The 16385-nt window shown below is 47.4% G+C and carries 20 protein-coding genes; 8 read left to right on the top strand and 12 right to left on the bottom strand.

Annotated elements, in window-relative coordinates; all coding sequences use genetic code 11:
• Positions 1-44 precede the first annotated feature (44 nt).
• From QM717_RS00340 to ychF, 6 genes are all read right to left on the bottom strand, one after another.
• The gene (locus tag QM717_RS00340; RefSeq protein WP_415033682.1) at positions 45-1895 is read right to left on the bottom strand and encodes a DNA topoisomerase IV subunit B; all 1851 of its coding nucleotides are present in this window, start codon (positions 1893-1895) and stop codon (positions 45-47) included.
• 327 nt (positions 1896-2222) lie between these two features.
• Positions 2223-3200 (bottom strand): transglutaminase domain-containing protein, encoded by a 978-nt coding sequence (locus QM717_RS00335; RefSeq protein WP_415033680.1) that lies wholly within the window; start codon positions 3198-3200, stop codon positions 2223-2225.
• 54 nt (positions 3201-3254) lie between these two features.
• Entirely contained in the window at positions 3255-3869 is a 615-nt protein-coding gene (locus tag QM717_RS00330; protein ID WP_415033936.1) for a TIGR02117 family protein, read from the bottom strand.
• A gap of 52 nt (positions 3870-3921) precedes the next feature.
• Positions 3922-4458, bottom strand: a complete 537-nt coding sequence (locus tag QM717_RS00325) for an NADPH-dependent FMN reductase (protein ID WP_415033678.1) — start codon at positions 4456-4458, stop codon at positions 3922-3924.
• A gap of 85 nt (positions 4459-4543) precedes the next feature.
• A complete protein-coding gene (locus tag QM717_RS00320; protein WP_415033676.1) occupies positions 4544-4726 on the bottom strand; it encodes a hypothetical protein in 183 nt (60 codons plus the stop codon).
• A 32-nt stretch (positions 4727-4758) separates the two neighbouring features.
• Positions 4759-5853, bottom strand: a complete 1095-nt coding sequence (ychF, locus tag QM717_RS00315) for a redox-regulated ATPase YchF (RefSeq protein WP_415033674.1) — start codon at positions 5851-5853, stop codon at positions 4759-4761.
• A gap of 162 nt (positions 5854-6015) precedes the next feature.
• On the opposite strand from ychF, the gene QM717_RS00310 reads away from it, so the two are divergent.
• Entirely contained in the window at positions 6016-6555 is a 540-nt protein-coding gene (locus QM717_RS00310) for a hypothetical protein (protein WP_415033672.1), read from the top strand.
• A gap of 47 nt (positions 6556-6602) precedes the next feature.
• Here QM717_RS00310 and QM717_RS00305 read toward each other — a convergent pair whose 3' ends face one another.
• On the bottom strand, positions 6603-7082 hold the full coding sequence (locus tag QM717_RS00305; RefSeq protein ID WP_415033670.1) for a hypothetical protein: 480 nt from the start codon (positions 7080-7082) through the stop codon (positions 6603-6605).
• A complete protein-coding gene (locus QM717_RS00300; RefSeq protein WP_415033668.1) occupies positions 7075-7425 on the bottom strand; it encodes a 4Fe-4S dicluster domain-containing protein in 351 nt (116 codons plus the stop codon). The genes QM717_RS00305 and QM717_RS00300 overlap by 8 nt, the downstream gene beginning before the upstream one ends.
• 132 nt (positions 7426-7557) lie before the next feature.
• On the opposite strand from QM717_RS00300, the gene QM717_RS00295 reads away from it, so the two are divergent.
• From QM717_RS00295 to QM717_RS00275, 5 genes are all read left to right on the top strand, one after another.
• Positions 7558-8619: an acyl-CoA reductase gene (locus QM717_RS00295; protein WP_415033666.1), complete on the top strand. Its 1062-nt coding sequence runs from the start codon at positions 7558-7560 to the stop codon at positions 8617-8619.
• A 164-nt stretch (positions 8620-8783) separates the two neighbouring features.
• Complete coding sequence (gene serC / locus QM717_RS00290; RefSeq protein ID WP_415033664.1) at positions 8784-9860, top strand: 3-phosphoserine/phosphohydroxythreonine transaminase; 1077 nt, start codon at positions 8784-8786, stop codon at positions 9858-9860.
• 127 nt (positions 9861-9987) lie between these two features.
• Positions 9988-10947 carry a D-2-hydroxyacid dehydrogenase gene (locus QM717_RS00285; RefSeq protein WP_415033662.1) on the top strand — a complete coding sequence of 320 codons (960 nt, stop codon included), beginning with the start codon at positions 9988-9990 and terminating at the stop codon, positions 10945-10947.
• A gap of 304 nt (positions 10948-11251) precedes the next feature.
• Complete coding sequence (locus tag QM717_RS00280; RefSeq protein ID WP_415033660.1) at positions 11252-11665, top strand: DUF6146 family protein; 414 nt, start codon at positions 11252-11254, stop codon at positions 11663-11665.
• Positions 11666-11734: 69 nt separating this feature from the next.
• On the top strand, positions 11735-12040 hold the full coding sequence (locus QM717_RS00275; protein WP_415033658.1) for a DUF6787 family protein: 306 nt from the start codon (positions 11735-11737) through the stop codon (positions 12038-12040).
• Positions 12041-12189: 149 nt separating this feature from the next.
• On the opposite strand, the gene QM717_RS00270 is transcribed toward QM717_RS00275, so the two are convergent.
• Together QM717_RS00270 and msrA are read right to left on the bottom strand one after the other, a co-directional pair.
• Positions 12190-12483, bottom strand: a complete 294-nt coding sequence (locus tag QM717_RS00270) for a hypothetical protein (RefSeq protein WP_415033656.1) — start codon at positions 12481-12483, stop codon at positions 12190-12192.
• A gap of 42 nt (positions 12484-12525) precedes the next feature.
• Complete coding sequence (gene msrA, locus QM717_RS00265; protein ID WP_415033654.1) at positions 12526-13062, bottom strand: peptide-methionine (S)-S-oxide reductase MsrA; 537 nt, start codon at positions 13060-13062, stop codon at positions 12526-12528.
• Between the two features lie 136 nt (positions 13063-13198).
• On the opposite strand from msrA, the gene QM717_RS00260 reads away from it, so the two are divergent.
• On the top strand, positions 13199-13864 hold the full coding sequence (locus QM717_RS00260; RefSeq protein ID WP_415033652.1) for an ABC transporter ATP-binding protein: 666 nt from the start codon (positions 13199-13201) through the stop codon (positions 13862-13864).
• 19 nt (positions 13865-13883) lie between these two features.
• A complete protein-coding gene (locus QM717_RS00255) occupies positions 13884-14648 on the top strand; it encodes a TIGR02757 family protein (protein ID WP_415033650.1) in 765 nt (254 codons plus the stop codon).
• Here the strand turns inward: QM717_RS00255 and QM717_RS00250 are convergent, their stop codons facing one another.
• The gene (locus QM717_RS00250) at positions 14649-15032 is read right to left on the bottom strand and encodes a response regulator (protein WP_415033648.1); all 384 of its coding nucleotides are present in this window, start codon (positions 15030-15032) and stop codon (positions 14649-14651) included. It abuts the gene before it with no gap.
• Positions 15032-16276 carry an ATP-binding protein gene (locus tag QM717_RS00245; protein ID WP_415033646.1) on the bottom strand — a complete coding sequence of 415 codons (1245 nt, stop codon included), beginning with the start codon at positions 16274-16276 and terminating at the stop codon, positions 15032-15034. Before QM717_RS00245 ends, QM717_RS00250 begins: the two co-directional genes overlap by 1 nt.
• Between the last annotated feature and the right edge of the window lie 109 nt (positions 16277-16385).

The raw sequence follows: 16385 nt of genomic DNA, 5'->3' as shown, positions 1-16385 counted from the left end.
CGTGAAAGATATAGCGCAGAGCCGGAATTGTCTGCCCTTATTATTTAACTCTCGACTGCGTCGATTTCTACCTTCAGGTTATTGATGATGAATTCCTGGCGGTCGGGCGTGTTCTTGCCCATGTAAAACTCGAGCAGCGTTTCGATCGAGGTCGCGCTGTCGAGCATGACCGGATCGAGGCGGATGTCGTCGCCGATGAAATGCACGAACTCGTCGGGCGAGATTTCCCCAAGTCCTTTGAATCGCGTGATTTCGGGTTTTGGTTTTAATTTTTCTATCGCGGCGACGCGTTCCTCCTCGGAATAACAATAAATCGTTTCTTTTTTATTGCGGACGCGGAACAGCGGTGTTTGCAAAATGTACAGGTGGTTTTCCTTGATCAGTTCGGGGAAGAACTGCAGGAAAAAGGTGATCAGCAATAAGCGGATGTGCATGCCGTCGACATCGGCATCGGTTGCGATCACGATGTTGTTATAGCGCAGGTTTTCCATTTCGTCCTCGATGTCGAGCGCGGCCTGCAACAGGTTGAACTCTTCGTTTTCGTAGACGATTTTTTTGGTCATGCCGTAGGAATTGAGCGGCTTGCCCCGCAAGGAAAATACCGCCTGGGTGTTGACGTCGCGCGATTTGGTGATCGAGCCCGAAGCCGAATCCCCTTCGGTGATGAACAACGTGCTTTCGAGCGATTTCGGGTTTTTGGTATCGGTCAGGTGCACCCGGCAATCGCGCAATTTTTTGTTGTGGAGCGATGCTTTTTTGGCGCGGTCCCGGGCGAGTTTTCGGATGCCCGAGAGTTCCTTGCGCTCGCGTTCGGCCTGTAAGATCTTGCGCAGCAATGCGTCGGCGACTTCTGGATTTTTGTGCAGAAAGTTGTCGAGATTGGTTTTGACGAAATCGTTGATGAAGGTACGCACCGTCGTGAGTCCCGGCCCCATTTCGGTCGACCCCAGTTTGGTTTTGGTCTGCGATTCAAAAACCGGCTCCATGACCTTGATCGAAATCGCGCTGACGATCGATTTCCTGATATCGGAACCTTCAAATGGTTTGTTGTAAAATTCACGGATGGTCTTGACCGCCGCCTCGCGAAAGGCCCCCAAATGTGTACCGCCCTGCGTAGTATTCTGTCCGTTGACGAACGAATAATATTCTTCGCTGTATTGCGTTTTGGAGTGCGTCATCGCAATCTCGATGTCGTCGCCCTTGAGGTGGATGATTGGGTATTCCTGGTCTTCGACGTGGATGGTCTCGGCCAATAAGTCCTTCAAACCATTCTCGGAATAGTATTTTTCGCCGTTGTAGATGATCGTGAGCCCATTGTTCAAATAACAATAGTTCTTGAGCATCTTGACGATGTATTCGTTGCGGAATTTGTAGTTCTTGAAAATCGTATCATCGGGCACGAAAATGACTTTCGTTCCCTTGCGTTTGGTCGTATCGATGACGTCTTCTTCCAAAGTCAGGTTTCCGGCAGAGAATTCGGCTGCTTTTTGCTTGTCGTCGCGTACCGATTCAACGCGGAAGTAGTTCGACAAGGCATTGACCGCTTTGGTACCTACTCCATTCAAGCCGACCGATTTTTTAAACGCGAGCGAGTCGTACTTGCCGCCCGTGTTCATTTTCGACACCACATCGACAACCTTGCCGAGCGGAATTCCACGGCCGTAATCGCGTACCGAAACCGTGCGGTCCTTGATCGTCACTTCGATCGTCTTGCCCGCACCCATGACGAATTCGTCGATACAGTTGTCGATGACTTCCTTGAGCAGAATGTAGATACCGTCGTCGGGAGACGAACCGTCACCGAGCTTCCCGATGTACATCCCGGGACGCATGCGGATGTGTTCCTTCCAGTCGAGCGAGCGTATGTTGTCTTCGGTGTATTGATTTTCTGCCATTTTGAAGTTCGCGATTTTCCGCTAATATAAGGTACGGAACCTAGATTTGAAAGGCGGTGAAGGGAAAGTTATTAATACGATATTGACAAGGAAATTTTGGATTTTAGATTTCAAATTTTAGATTTAGCTACACTCAGTTCGGCTTTCGGTCTTGAGTGGGCGTGCCGGCGTAGAACGATTTTCATCCGATCTAATTCCTCAAAACGCCATCGCGCTGTCCGTCCCGATGCTTCGGGACACGGTACCTTGCTCCCATCGCTCACGCAGTCGACGAGTAATCCAGCAGCGAAGCGGTCTTGGCTCTTGTAGCAAAGCGGTCTTTCAGCGTTAGCGCTCTATCTTATACGTCACCACCGCCTGTTGGTTCACATAAACCGTCAAGAAACCACGGCTGCGACTGGTCATCGGAATACTGAATTCGGTGGCATTGCCTTTTTGGATGGACTGGATTTCATGAAAAATTCCTTCGCTTGAAAAATCATACGAAAGATCGCCTCCCGGAAAATCAATGACCTGGAATAAAATAGGGGCCGTAGAGGCAGAAATAATTCCCTTTTCGGGTGTGGCAATTTCATAACCGGCTTTGATGTAAGCCCCATAAAACAAAGGCAATTCTGCGAATTGCTGCTCGCTTTTTTGGATCATGAGCAAACGTTTGTCCTGCGGAAAATGGTTCAGGAAAAACACCTCTGGTTCGGTAAAAAAGTAACCGTCGTTGAATTCCGATTTAAATTTGCCGGTTTGCAGGTCAACGCTGCCCGAAGCCCAGGTCACATCGATGAATTTCCATTGGTCGTCAATCTTGACCGCGTTCCATTCGTGGTCATTGGCTTTGGGCAATTTGCCGATGTGCGACGGATGCGCCTTAGAAGTCCCGATGATGTCGATGCATTTGACCCCGATGGCATCGCAAACCACATGAAACAATGCCGAATAATCCTGGCAAACGCCCTTTTTGGTGCGCAGGGTTTTCTCTGCGTATTCGAGGCGGTATTGTTTTTCCTTGGCCAAACGGTCGGCTTCGCCAGAATAAGTATAAGCAATCATGTTGCCACCCGATTGATAAGCCTTGAGGTCGTAATTCACATGCAACGCGATCCAGGTAAAGGCTGCGCGTACCTTTTCTTCGTCGGTCTTGAAATCGGCGTTGATTTTTTCGGCGAGTTTGTTGGGATTCGAAAATGATTTCGGGTAGGTTTTGACAAGGTTATCGACTTTGGAATAGTCTTGTGCAAATAGCGTGTTGCCAAAAAGTAAAAGCAGCAAACACAATGCTTTTGACTGGGTTGCAATTGTTTTTTTCATGCGCGTCGCTTGGCAATAATCCTGCCATAAGCTGTTAACGCGCTATTAAATCATTTATTGGTAATGGCACAAAATACCGGTATCCGAAAGCGTCCAAACCGCAGCTTTTTGCCCGGCCGTCTTGAGCGCATTGTTCGCCCAGGAATTGCAGGTATACAACAAACTGTATCTGCCACTGCCTTCATAGAAACTGTCATTCTTTCCGTAATAAGCATTGGGAATGACTATGGGTCTGGTACTGTTTTTTGAAAATCCTTGCCCAATGTACGCCACAAGCCTTTCATATTCCGCGTTTGAAATATTGACTTTGACGCATCGTTCATTTTCCGCTAGTTGATGGAAAAAAGTTGTATGCATGGCCGAAGTGCCTAGGTAAAACATCGCATTGCAAGCCGTCGAAACCTTGAGATCGGACCATTCGGGCGTATGGAGGTAAAACCCTTTGTCGCCCCAGCCAAACCCTACATAGTGAAAAGTCGTGTCTCTGGAAGCCGTATGCTCAAACGGGATTTCGCTGCGCCAATCCTTGATTTCATTGACCACCGGAACGACGATATCGGTGTGTACGCCGTTGCTCTTGATGTAAATCGCGATGTCTTCATTTGGGTCAGCATCTTCGCTGTTGACGGTAATTCGTGACAAAATTAAAATGACAAGACTGTAAGCCACAATAAATCCAATGACAAACAAAAGTGTCTTGAACAATATCCGAAAACCTTTCTTAACCGTTTTCACTTTCGAATTGTTGGACGATTGCGCGCAATTTCTGATCGAATTCAGGGTTCGAGATTTTGCCCGTTTCGATGTCGAAATTCTGGTAGAACGATGGCAGTGAAAAAGTCGCCTTGATGTTGCCGCCGTATCGCGGGAACAAGGTTTCGGCGATTCCCAAAACCGATGCACCGCCACGTCCGCCGGGTGAAGTCGCCATCAAGATCATCGGTTTTTCTTGAAAGACCTTGACGTTGATGCGCGAAGCCCAATCGAATGTATTTTTGAATGCCGCCGAATAATTCCCGTTGTTTTCGGCCATCGAAACCACCAAAGCATCGGCTCCGGCGATTTTATCGAGAAATTGTTGCGCGAGCGGATGCTGCCCGATCGTCATTTCGCGGTCCACGCTGAACAGCGGCATTTCGAAATCGTTGAGATCGAGAATTTCGACTTCGGCATTTTGGAATAAGGAAGTCGCATAGGTCGCTAAACCTTTGTTGATGGATTTGGTGGATGGGCTTGCGCCGAAAGCGATGATTTTCATGTGGTGTATGTTCTGGGTTCGGGAGTAAAGTTACGAAGTTTGCTCTTGTTATCAGCACGTTTATCCAAGGGAGAAATTGTACTAATCACATGAAATTGGCATCCGTAAGTGTAAATTGCGTTAGCGATAGCAGCGGAAAGCCCACAGCGAGGAACGAGCGCGGACTTGAAGCGAATAGCGCGGTGGTGGTGAGCAAAATGCGACCAGCTTTTTGTGAGCCGCCAAACGCCATAAAAAATAAAAATCCGCCAAAAAGCGGATCTTTCAATCTTTAAATATTTAAATCTTTCAATTTCTAAATTACACGTTAAAACGGAAATGCATCACATCGCCGTCCTTCACAATATATTCCTTGCCTTCCACGCGCAGTTTCCCGGCTTCCTTGACTTTGGCTTCGTTTCCGAAATGCACGTAATCGTCATAAGCGATGACTTCGGCGCGGATGAATCCTTTCTCGAAATCGGTGTGGATGACGCCCGCGGCTTGTGGCGCAGTCGCCCCGATGTTGATTGTCCAGGCGCGGACTTCCTTGACGCCCGCCGTGAAATAGGTTTGTTGCTTCAATAATTTATAGGCCGCGCGGATCAAAACCGAGGCACCCGGTTCGGAAAGCCCCATGTCTTCGAGGAACACCTGGCGTTCTTCGTAGCTTTCGAGTTCGGTGATGTCGGCTTCGGCGCCCACTGACAATACGATAACTTCTGCATCTTCATCTTTTACCAATTCTCTGACTTGGTCTACATATTTGTTTCCATTGACAGCAGAAGCTTCATCGACGTTGCACACGTACAATACCGGCTTGGTCGTGATGAGTTGGAACGCTTCCATCAGTTCTTCTTCGTCTTGGTTGTTCGGCTTAATGGTTCTGGCCGATTTGGCTTGCAGCAACGCGTCTTTGATTCGGTTCAACAATGCTTGTTCGACCTGCGCTTCTTTATTGCCGGTTTTGGCGGCGCGGTTGACTTTCTCCAAACGTTTTTCGATCGTTTCCAAATCTTTGAGTTGGAGCTCGATATCGATGGTTTCCTTGTCACGGATCGGGTTGACGTTGCCGTCTACGTGCACGATGTTGTCGTTGTCGAAGCAGCGCAATACGTGGATGATCGCGTTGCATTCGCGGATGTTGCCGAGGAATTGGTTCCCTAATCCTTCGCCTTTGGAAGCACCTTTAACCAATCCGGCGATGTCGACGATGTCCACGGTAGCCATCACGACGCGTTCTGGCTTGACCAGTTCTTCGAGTTTATTGATGCGCGGATCGGGTACGTTGACCACCCCGATGTTCGGCTCGATCGTACAGAACGGGAAGTTGGCACTCTGCGCTTTGGCGTTGGACAAACAGTTGAACAAGGTTGATTTTCCGACATTCGGCAATCCGACGATTCCTGCTTTCATAATATTTCGTACCGCTTGGCGGCTTTATTTGTTTTTAAAAGTGTGCAAATATACGGCTTAATTTCTTTTGAGGAAGAATTATGTAACACTTCAGAATAATTGTATAAATGTTAAAATGAACCGCCTACTTAACTTTGCTTCAATAACCAAAATCAGCGAATCATGAAAAGATTAATTTTAGGTGCCGCGGCCATTTTGTTTGCCTTTTCGGCCCAAGCCCAGAATACGAACGTGACCGAAACTTCCAAAACGACCGTCACCACTGTCAAAGATTCAGACGGTGAAAAACAAGTCGTCAAGGAGCAAAAAACCACCGAGGCGCAGGACATCAAATTCAAGGACACCCAAGGCGATCCGTTGAACAAGGAAATGGCCAACACGCCGACACAGGTCACCACCACGACACAAATCACCAATCCGGATGGTTCTACTCGAACCGTAAATGTGGACCGTTCTGCCGTGTACACTTCCGAATCGGGACAAAAATACACGATGGCACTCGATCCGATGGGCTACCGTGTGACTTCGGAGTCATTGAAAAAACCAGCCTTGCTGCGCATGACTTCGACCAACAGCTATATCTACCGCTCGAAAGACCAAACCGCAGTCGGGTATTTCGATACCAAAGGCGATTTTGTACTCGAAACGTATGATGACAAATCAGACAAGGTGAAAGTGGAAAAATTCACCCGTGTGAAATAAAAAAAATTGCTATGAAAAAGAAGAATCCCGGGTTTACGCCTGGGATTTTATTTTTTGAAATATTGCGTAATGCCAAAAACCACAAATGAAATCAGGCAAATGTAAATGAGTTCATACGTGTAAAGCCAATAATGGAAAAACGTAAACGGCCTCACGCTTTCCGGATCGCTCTTGCGTTCCAAAACCTTGAGCTTTTCACCGGTTTTATAAAAAGTCGAATCATTGAGCGAAAAGTAAGAAAGCAACGTGCGTTTGCCTTCGTCATAAACAATGGTATCCCGGCCTGAATAATATTCGATGATGGGCGTCACGCGCAACACGTAATAACTCGTTCTTGAACGCGATGTAATGGAATAGTCACGCTCTACCATGCGAACGGCATCGAACCTGATTACTTTGCCTTCGCGGATGGAATAATCATCCAGCTCATTCCATTTGACGGCGAAATGAACGGCAAACACCGCAATAAAAATATAAAACACACGCGTCTTGACGCGCAATTCGCAGAACCGCTGAAAGCTATTCATTGTGCAGGAAAGCCTGCCTGTTGAGTAAAGTCTCGTCGCTTTCGACATGCGCATCATCGGGCACACAGCAATCTACCGGGCAAACGGCAGCGCATTGCGGCTCGTCGTGGAAGCCTTTGCACTCGGTGCATTTCGATGGAACAATGTAATAGATGTCGTCTGAAATCGGGATTTGCGGCGCTTCGGCATCGATTTCTTCGCCCGAAGGCAAAACAACCGTTCCACGCAAGGAAGTTCCGTCTTTGTAACGCCAATCGTCGGCGCCTTCATAGATGGCCGTGTTCGGGCACTCGGGTTCGCAAGCCCCGCAGTTGATGCATTCGTCTGTTATGATGATCGCCATGGCTAATTTTTGATTTTAGATTTATGATTTCAGATTGGTGCGATTGGGTTTGAATCTAAATTCTAATCTTAAATCTGAAATCCTTATTTTTGCAGCAAAATTACGTCCAAAACAATTCATACGCAAATCAAAATGAAGTCAGTTGAAGCCAGAAAAAATATTTTTATCGAACTAGGCAAATTCCTCAGCCAATTTTCGGAACAAGCAAGCCAAAAACGCGCGGATGTTTTGCACAATGAATTGTTCTTCGACCGTTTCCTTGACCTGATTGAACTCTCGCAATCGCACAACGGCTGGTTCACGCCCGAACAAGTGTATTTTTCGATTCGTTCGTGGGCTGATGCGTTGACCAAGGACAACCTCGACCAATGGCTTTCGGCTTACAATCTGGAAAACACCCATCCAAAAACAGTGGGGTTGATTTTGGCCGGAAACATCCCTTTGGTTGGGTTTCACGACTTGCTCTCGGTACTGGTTTCGGGCCACAAGGCGTTGGTCAAGACTTCTTCGAACGATCAAAAATTGTTGCCTTTCCTGGTTGATTACATGATGGCAATCGACCCCGAATTGAAAAACTTCGTCAACTTCACTGAAGGCAAACTCGAAAATTTCGATGCCGTCATCGCCACCGGAAGCAACAACACTTCGCGTTATTTTGAATATTATTTCAAGGACAAACCGGCCATTATCCGCAAGAACCGCAATTCGGTTGCCGTGTTGGACGGCAACGAAACGCACGAACAACTGGTCGCGTTGGGCGAAGATATTTTCCGTTATTTTGGTTTGGGCTGCCGCAATGTTTCCAAATTATTTGTCCCGAAAGGGTACAATTTCGACGCATTCTTCCAAGCCATGTTCGATTACCAGGATGTCATCCAATACGAGAAGTACGCGAACAATTACGACTACAATAAGGCGGTGTTCCTGATGAGCAATTTCAAACTGCTCGACAACGGCTTTTTGACCATCAAGGAAGATTCGAGTTACGCCTCGCCCATCACAAGCGTATTTTATGAGTTTTACGACCAATTGCCAAGCGTCCAAACCCGATTGGAAAGTGACACCGATTCGATCCAATGCATCGTTTCCAATAATTTGGTTCCCGAAAGCATCCCGTTTGGAAAAACGCAAAAGCCCGAGCTTTGGGATTATGCCGACAATGTAGACACTCTTGCTTTTTTAAGTCGGATTTAGTTTTCATCATCCGGAAATCAATCATTAAAATAATCAAAAATTAACCTTCGCTTGATTGTTAACTACATCGTTTTTGTTAATAACATCGCATAAATCTTTGCAAAAACTGTTAACGTTTCATCTTGGATTTCCGAAATTTGTCGCTCATTTTTCGACCAAATACCATGAAGAAACACAATTACAGCGCGGGACCGTGCATTTTGCCACAGGAAGTTTTTGAAAAATCGGCCGAGGCCATCCTCAATTTCAATAATTCGGGTTTGTCGATTTTGGAAATCTCACACCGCAGCAAGGATTTCGTCGCCGTGATGGAAGAAGCGCGCGCATTGGTACTCGATTTATTGGGACTGACAGGCAAAGGCTACCAAGCCTTGTTCCTGCATGGCGGTGCAAGCCTCGAGTTTCTCATGACCCCTTATAATTTGATGACCAAAGCCGGAAAAGCGGCTTATCTCGAAACGGGAACCTGGGCGGTTGGCGCGATCAAGGAAGCCAAAGCTTTTGGCGAGACCGTGGTCGTGGCTTCCTCCAAAGCCGATAATTTCTCGCACATCCCAAAGCAATATACGATTCCGGCCGATGCCGATTATTTCCATTGCACCTCGAACAATACGATTTTCGGCACCCAGATGAAATCGTTTCCTGAAACCGAAATTCCGATGGTGTGCGACATGAGTTCGGATATTTTCTCACGCGTAATCGATTTTTCGAAATTCGATTTGATTTATGCAGGCGCGCAGAAAAATATGGGCCCGGCCGGCGTCACGCTGGTTGTAGTCAAAGAAAGCGTCTTGGGTAAAACCGGAAGAACCATCCCGAACATGCTCAATTTGCAGCAGCACATCGAAAAGGAAAGCATGTACAATACGCCGCCCGTTTTTGCGGTCTATGCTTCTTTGCTGACTTTGCAATGGCTCAAAAACCTTGGAGGTATTCCTGCGATTGAAAAAATCAACAACGCCAAAGCCGAATTGCTGTATGCCGAAATCGACCGCAACCCTTATTTTAAGGGAACGGCCGCCAAGGAAGACCGCAGCGTGATGAACGCCACTTTCCTTTTGGAAGACGAATCGCATACGGCTATTTTCGACGAAATGTGGAAAGCCGCAGGCATTTCCGGCCTGAACGGACACCGTTCGGTGGGCGGTTACCGCGCGTCGATGTATAACGCGTTGCCGCTCGAAAGCGTGCAGGTTTTGGTGGATGTGATGCGTGATTTTGAAACAAAAATTTCCAGTTAAGACAGACCGCGGCCGTGATGGAAGCGGCATCCTTTTTCGTAGTTTACGAAGAAAAAGATAAAGCGGACAGCGCGAATTGCCCGCCCAAAAAAGATTACACGATTAAACAGTTAAACGATTCAACAAAATGAAAATACTAGCCAACGACGGCATCTCCAAAAGCGGCATCAAGGCGTTTGAAAAAGGCGGATTTGAAGTCATTACAACCAAAGTCGCACAGGAACAAGTGGCCAATTACATCAACAACCACGGCATTTCGGTGCTGCTCGTACGATCGGCGACCAAGGTACGCCAAGACATTATCGACGCCTGCCCTAGCCTCAAGATCATCGGGCGCGGCGGCGTGGGCATGGACAATATCGATGTCGATTATGCGCGTTCGAAAGGCATCCATGTCATCAATACGCCGGCTTCTTCGAGTGAATCGGTGGCCGAATTGGTGTTTGCCCATTTGTTTACGGGTGTTCGTTTTTTGCAGGACGCCAACCGCAACATGCCGCTCGAAGGCGATACGAATTTTGAAGGCTTGAAGAAAGCCTATGCCAATGGAATCGAGTTGCGCGGCAAGACGTTGGGCATCATCGGTTTTGGGCGTATCGGCAAAGCGGTCGCTAAAATCGGGCTCGGGCTCGGGATGCGTGTGATCGCTTCGGATAAGTTCGTGGGCAATGCCGAAATCAAGGTGAGTTTCTACAACGGACAGTTCATCAATGTGGATATTGTGACCGAACCGATGGAAGACATTTTCAAGCATTCGGATTTCATCACGCTGCACGTTCCGGCGCAGGACGGCTATGTCATCGGTGCCGATGAATTGGCTTCGATGAAAGACGGTGTGGGCATCGTGAATTGTTCACGTGGCGGCGTCATCGATGAAGTCGCTTTGATCGAGGCTTTGGATTCGGGCAAGGTGATGTTTGCCGGACTCGATGTGTTCGAGCAAGAACCGACCCCGGCCATTCAGGTACTCATGCATCCGCAAATTTCGCTCACCCCGCACATTGGGGCGGCGACCCTGGAAGCGCAGGACCGCATCGGGACTGAACTCGCCGAACAGGTCATCAGTTTGCTCAGGACTGAATCATAGCGTTTTACTTTTACGACAAGGTTTTATTTTTACCGCAAAGGAAGCTAAGTATTGCGCAAGGATTGGAAGCTTTGTTTCCTTTGCGGGAACTTTGTAAACTTTGCGGTTGATCTTTTTTAACGCAAAGGACGCTAAGTTTTGCGCAAAGATTTAAAGGCTTCTTTTGTTTGCATAAAACCTGGCATCCTTTACTTCGTCGGTTCGCTTCGCTCGTGTGCGGTTGTTTTTTTGTTTTTGTGTTAATTGGGATTTGCTTTCCAACCTTTTCCTTTGATTTTGTTACCTTTAAGGTAAATTTAAAGTCATGAAAACGTTTGTACTTTCACTGCTCCTTTTCGTCTTGTTTACGACTGGTTCCTCGGCACAGGCCCATGCGAGGATGAACCCGAAAAATGACATCGCGACCAATGACACCATCCGCATTGCCAACGATTCGCTTGAATACGAAATTGTCATCATCGACCCGAAATTCAACGCCTGGCTCACCAGCCGTGCAAGACCTCGAAATTATTACGGGATCGCTTTCCTCGAGAACCGCAACCTTTGGCTCGTCAGTGAATGGAACCGCCGCGTCCTGGAGCCGATGCGCTACAATCCGAACCTGTATGAATTGCGCATCGATTACCAGTCGAACATCCGGTATGGCTATGAAGTCAATTACTTGCTCTACAATTACTTCCTGTTTTTCCAACAGGAATACAGGCAAAAGCTGCGCTAGACTTATATTTCTTATTTAAACTTGTTATAAATTGCACCCAATTGCTATATTTGTAGCAAGCTCAAAAATATGCAGAAACTCAAACAACGCTGGGGAATCCGATCTAATTTCCAGCTCGTCATCATCTTTATCGTCTTTGCGATCAACGGTTCGGCTTCGGCCAAAATCGGGATTTTCCTGATGAATTGTATCGGCTGGACCAAAGAAACGCTGCATCCGGTTTTGTTCTACACGATTGCCTGTATCTTGATCCTGCCGCTTTATCCGTTGCTTTTGATGGTTGTGGGATGGCTGTTCGGACAATCGGAATTCTTCTTCAAATTCGGAAAGAAAATGCTGAACCGATTAAGTTTCGGTTTGCTTTTTAAACAATAAAATTTACCTGCAAGAAAATAACCGCACACGAGCGAAGCGAACCGACGAAGTAAAGGATGCCAAGTTTTACGCAAAGATTTGAAAGCTTTGTCTTCTTTGCGTAAAATCTCTGTGCTCTTTGCGGTTAAAATTTATTGAGCTGCAGCGGATTATTTTTCTCCCTTAATCAGGTAAGTGTAAATCCACATCATCGTAAACGACGGGACAAAATCGGTAAACGGAAAGATTTCTTCCAAAAAAGTAAAGGCACCGGCCGCTTTTCCGCCAACGCCTTTGTACATCTTGGTCATCAGGTAAGCCGCAATCGGAGCCCAAACCACGTCGCCAAATTCACCGATGCCCGGAATCGTAAAGCTGAGCATCCCGATACCGTCGAACAGCAACCCTTTGAGCAGGTTGGCTTTTTTTTCCTCGCTGCGGTTGATTTGAATCTTGTTTTCCATTTCCAAAAAATTTTGCAGCCCGGCTTACAAATCGGATGCCAATTATTTCTTGATCTTTTCAAATACCGTTCTCGCCTTTTCGAGTTTCGGCGTAATCACATAGGCGCAATACCCCGCATTCTTGTTGCGGTTGTAGTAGTTCTGGTGGTAATCTTCGGCTACATAGAAAGTCGTGGCCGGCGACAAGGCCGTCACCAATCTTGCGCCGTAGGTATTGGCCGTATTGAGCAGGTCGATGTAATCCTGTGCCAGTTCTTTTTGGCGTTCGTTGTGGTAAAAAATTTCGCTGCGGTATTGCGTGCCGATGTCGTTGCCCTGGCGGTTCAATGTCGTCGGGTCGTGCGTGGCAAAAAATACGCGAAGCAAGTCTTCGTATTTGACCTGGTTCGGATCGAAGACGATTTCAATCGCTTCGGCGTGACCGGTCGCGCCACTGCTGACTTGTTCATAGGTTGGATTGGGTCTGGCGCCGCCGATGTAACCCGAGCGCACCGATTGGACGCCTTCCATTTCAAGGAAAACGGCTTCGGTACACCAGAAGCAACCGCCGGCAAATGTGGCTATTTCAGTTGTGTTCATCTGTTTGTGGTGTTAAAATGAAGTACAAAATTAGCCAATAATCCAGCCTGCATTATTACAGTTAACGTAAATTTATCAATCCCGTTGGGTTTAAACGAGCCAAAATGTTCGTTTCTTTGTAGAAACTGTTCCAAAGATGATCCAAGCCAAAAACATCAATAAATATTACGACCAATTGCACGTCCTCAAAGGCGTGGATTTGCTGATTAAAAAAGGTGAAATCGTTTCGATCGTCGGCGCTTCGGGTGCGGGCAAAACGACCTTGCTGCAGATCCTCGGTACTTTGGACAAGCCGACTTCTGGACAGGCGATGGAATTGCGCATCAATGACGAAGATGTATTGCACATGAACGACAAGACCTTGTCTAAATTCCGCAACCTCAACCTCGGGTTCATCTTCCAGTTCCACCAATTGCTGCCCGAATTTACCGCCTTGGAAAATGTATGCCTGCCGGCCTTTATCGCACACCGACCGAAATACGACGTGGAAACCGAAGCCAAAAGATTGCTGCACTACCTCGGGCTCTCGCACCGCATGGACCACAAACCGGGCGAACTCTCGGGCGGGGAACAGCAACGCGTAGCGGTCGCACGCGCCTTGATCAACAAACCGGCGGTCATTTTTGCCGACGAACCTTCTGGGAATCTCGACACGGCTTCCGCCGAAAACCTGCACCAATTGTTCTTCAAATTGCGCGATGAATTCGGGCAGACGTTTGTGATCGTCACGCACAATGAAGACCTCGCCAACATGGCCGATCGCAAATTGGTGATGGTCGATGGGCTCATCAGCAACGGTTAATTTTCCACCGATCAAAAACATGGATTTTCCTGAACTGCAATCTTTCCTCAACGAGAAAGCCGACTTGTACAACAACCCGAATTTTATCGAAAGCGACCCGATACAAATCCCGCATTTGTTTTCTGCCAAGGAAGACATCGAAATTGCCGGATTCCTGAGCGCCTCGATTGCGTGGGGCAACCGCAAGATGATCATCAACAACGCGCACAAAATGATGGATTTGCTCGGCAACGCGCCTTATGATTTTGTGATGTCGCACTCGGAAACCGATTTGGAACGGCTGGAACATTTCGTCCACCGCACGTTCAACGGAGGTGACTTTTCGACCTTCATCAAAGGTCTCAAACACATTTATCAAAACCACGGCGGACTGGAGCGCATCTTCAGCAAGAACCAACAAGACGGCAGCCTGCAACACAGCATTTCCGAATTCAAGAAGGCTTTTTTTGAAATCGAACACCAAAACCGCACCCAGAAACACGTCTCGGACCCGATGAACAATTCGGCGGCCAAACGCCTCAACATGTTCCTGCGCTGGATGGTGCGCAACGACAAAAAAGGCGTTGACCTTGGCATCTGGAACAGCATTTCGCCCGCGCTGCTTTCGTGTCCGCTCGATGTGCATTCGGGAAATGTCGCGCGCAAATTGGGTTTGCTGAATCGAAAACAGAACGACGCCAAAGCATTGGCCGAACTCGATACTGTCTTAAGGAAACTCGACCCGACCGATCCGGTCAAATATGATTTTGCGTTGTTCGGACTGGGTGTTTTTGAAAAATTCTGATTACCGGATCGAATGGAGCCAGTCGAGCGTGACGGGTTTTGAAACGAAACTTTTGACAGTGGAATATTCCTTGGCCTTTTCAATTTCGCGCGCATCGATCGAGGAAGATATGATGTAGATGCGCAATCGGTCCTTGAACGGCAACTTTTCGACTTCATCGAGAAATTGCCAGCCGTCGAGCACGGGCATATTCAGATCGAGGAAAATCAGGCTGGGCACGGTTTCGTCCTTGGCAAATTGGTTGACCAAAACTTCGATCGCGTCGGAACCGTTGCTGATGTTGACGACTTCTTCGAAATGCTGGGTTTTCTGTAGCAATTTCCGGAGCACAAACACAAAGATTTCGTCGTCGTCGATCACATAAGTCAGGGCAAACTTTTGCATCACAAAACGACTTTAAAAATAGAGCCTTGGCCGGGCTGGCTTTCCACCTCAATGGTTCCGCCGAGCGCCTCTACGTGGTTCTTGCTCATGAACAACCCGAGCCCGACCGCATCTTCATTGCCGTGGAAAGTTTTGTACATGCCGAAAATTTTGTTGCGGTTCCGGAACAAATCGATGCCACGGCCGTTGTCCTTGACCAGGATTTCGGTTTTCGAATTGCTTTTCTTGGCGCTGATTTCAATCTCTGGATTGCGTTCGGGCGATTTGTATTTGATCGCGTTGGTGATCAGGTTGAACATGATGCTTTCGAAATAAGACGGAATCGTCTTGATTTCCATATCATCGGGAACGGCAATGGTGATGGCGGTATTTTCCTTTTTGATGATGCCGTTGACACCGTGCAGCGTTTTCTCGATTTCCGATTTGAGGTTGAGCCTGACCTTGCTTTCCTTCGACCCGAGCTGGATGTTGATCGTTTCATTGAGGTAATGGATCGTCTCGCACAGCTTGTTGTTGCTTTCCTTGAGCAGTTGGAAATATTCGCATTTCTCGGTTTCGTCGTTGGTATCGTCGATCAGGTCGATGATCATCGACATATTGCTCGTGTTCGAACGGATGTTGTGCGATATGATGTAAGTAAAATCGAGCAGTTTCTCGTTGAGCTTTTTGGCCACTTCATACAATTTCTCAAATTCGCGTTCGGTTTCGCGGTGCGCGTATTGCTCGACGAGCAAGGTCATGATGTCGCCGGCGGCACGGGCAAAAGCCAAATCGGCTTCGGACCAATTGCGCTGGTGGTCGCAGTTTTCGCAGCACAGCACGCCAATGAGATGGCCGTTTTCGCGGATCGGCAGATCGAGCATATCGGTAATGCGACGCGGCGAGAGATAACTCTGGGTGAGTTCTTTGGTATACGGATTCGAAACGGCATCGTGCGCCACGATAGCGATCCCTTCCTTGAGCGCGTTGAAATAATTGGGCAGTTCCGAGGCAAGCAAATCCTTGTCGGTGCGGTGTTCCCCCGATTGGTTGTCATACAAATCCAGGCAGACCAATTTGTCTTCTAGAATTTTCCAGAAACCCACACGGTCGATCTGTAATCCGGCGGCAACCGTTTCGGTGATGACTTTGTAAATGTCTTCGAGTGAGTCATAATCGCGCAACGACGATTTGTACAATTTGGTCAGCAAATCGAAATGTTCTTGCGTAAACAGTAAATTGTTGCTGATGTTGCTTTGTTTCATCGGGGGTTCAATTTAAGAATGTTTATTCCTATGAAAATTAACATTTTTATTCATTACAATCACAATTATAATAGTTAAATATTATGTATTTAGAATTATTCTTGCCAAA

Origin of the sequence: Flavobacterium sp. (assembly GCF_047602195.1) — a bacterium.
GTDB lineage: Bacteria > Bacteroidota > Bacteroidia > Flavobacteriales > Flavobacteriaceae > Flavobacterium.
Note: the sequence above shows the minus strand (reverse complement) of the source record. Positions and strands in the feature narration are given on the sequence as shown.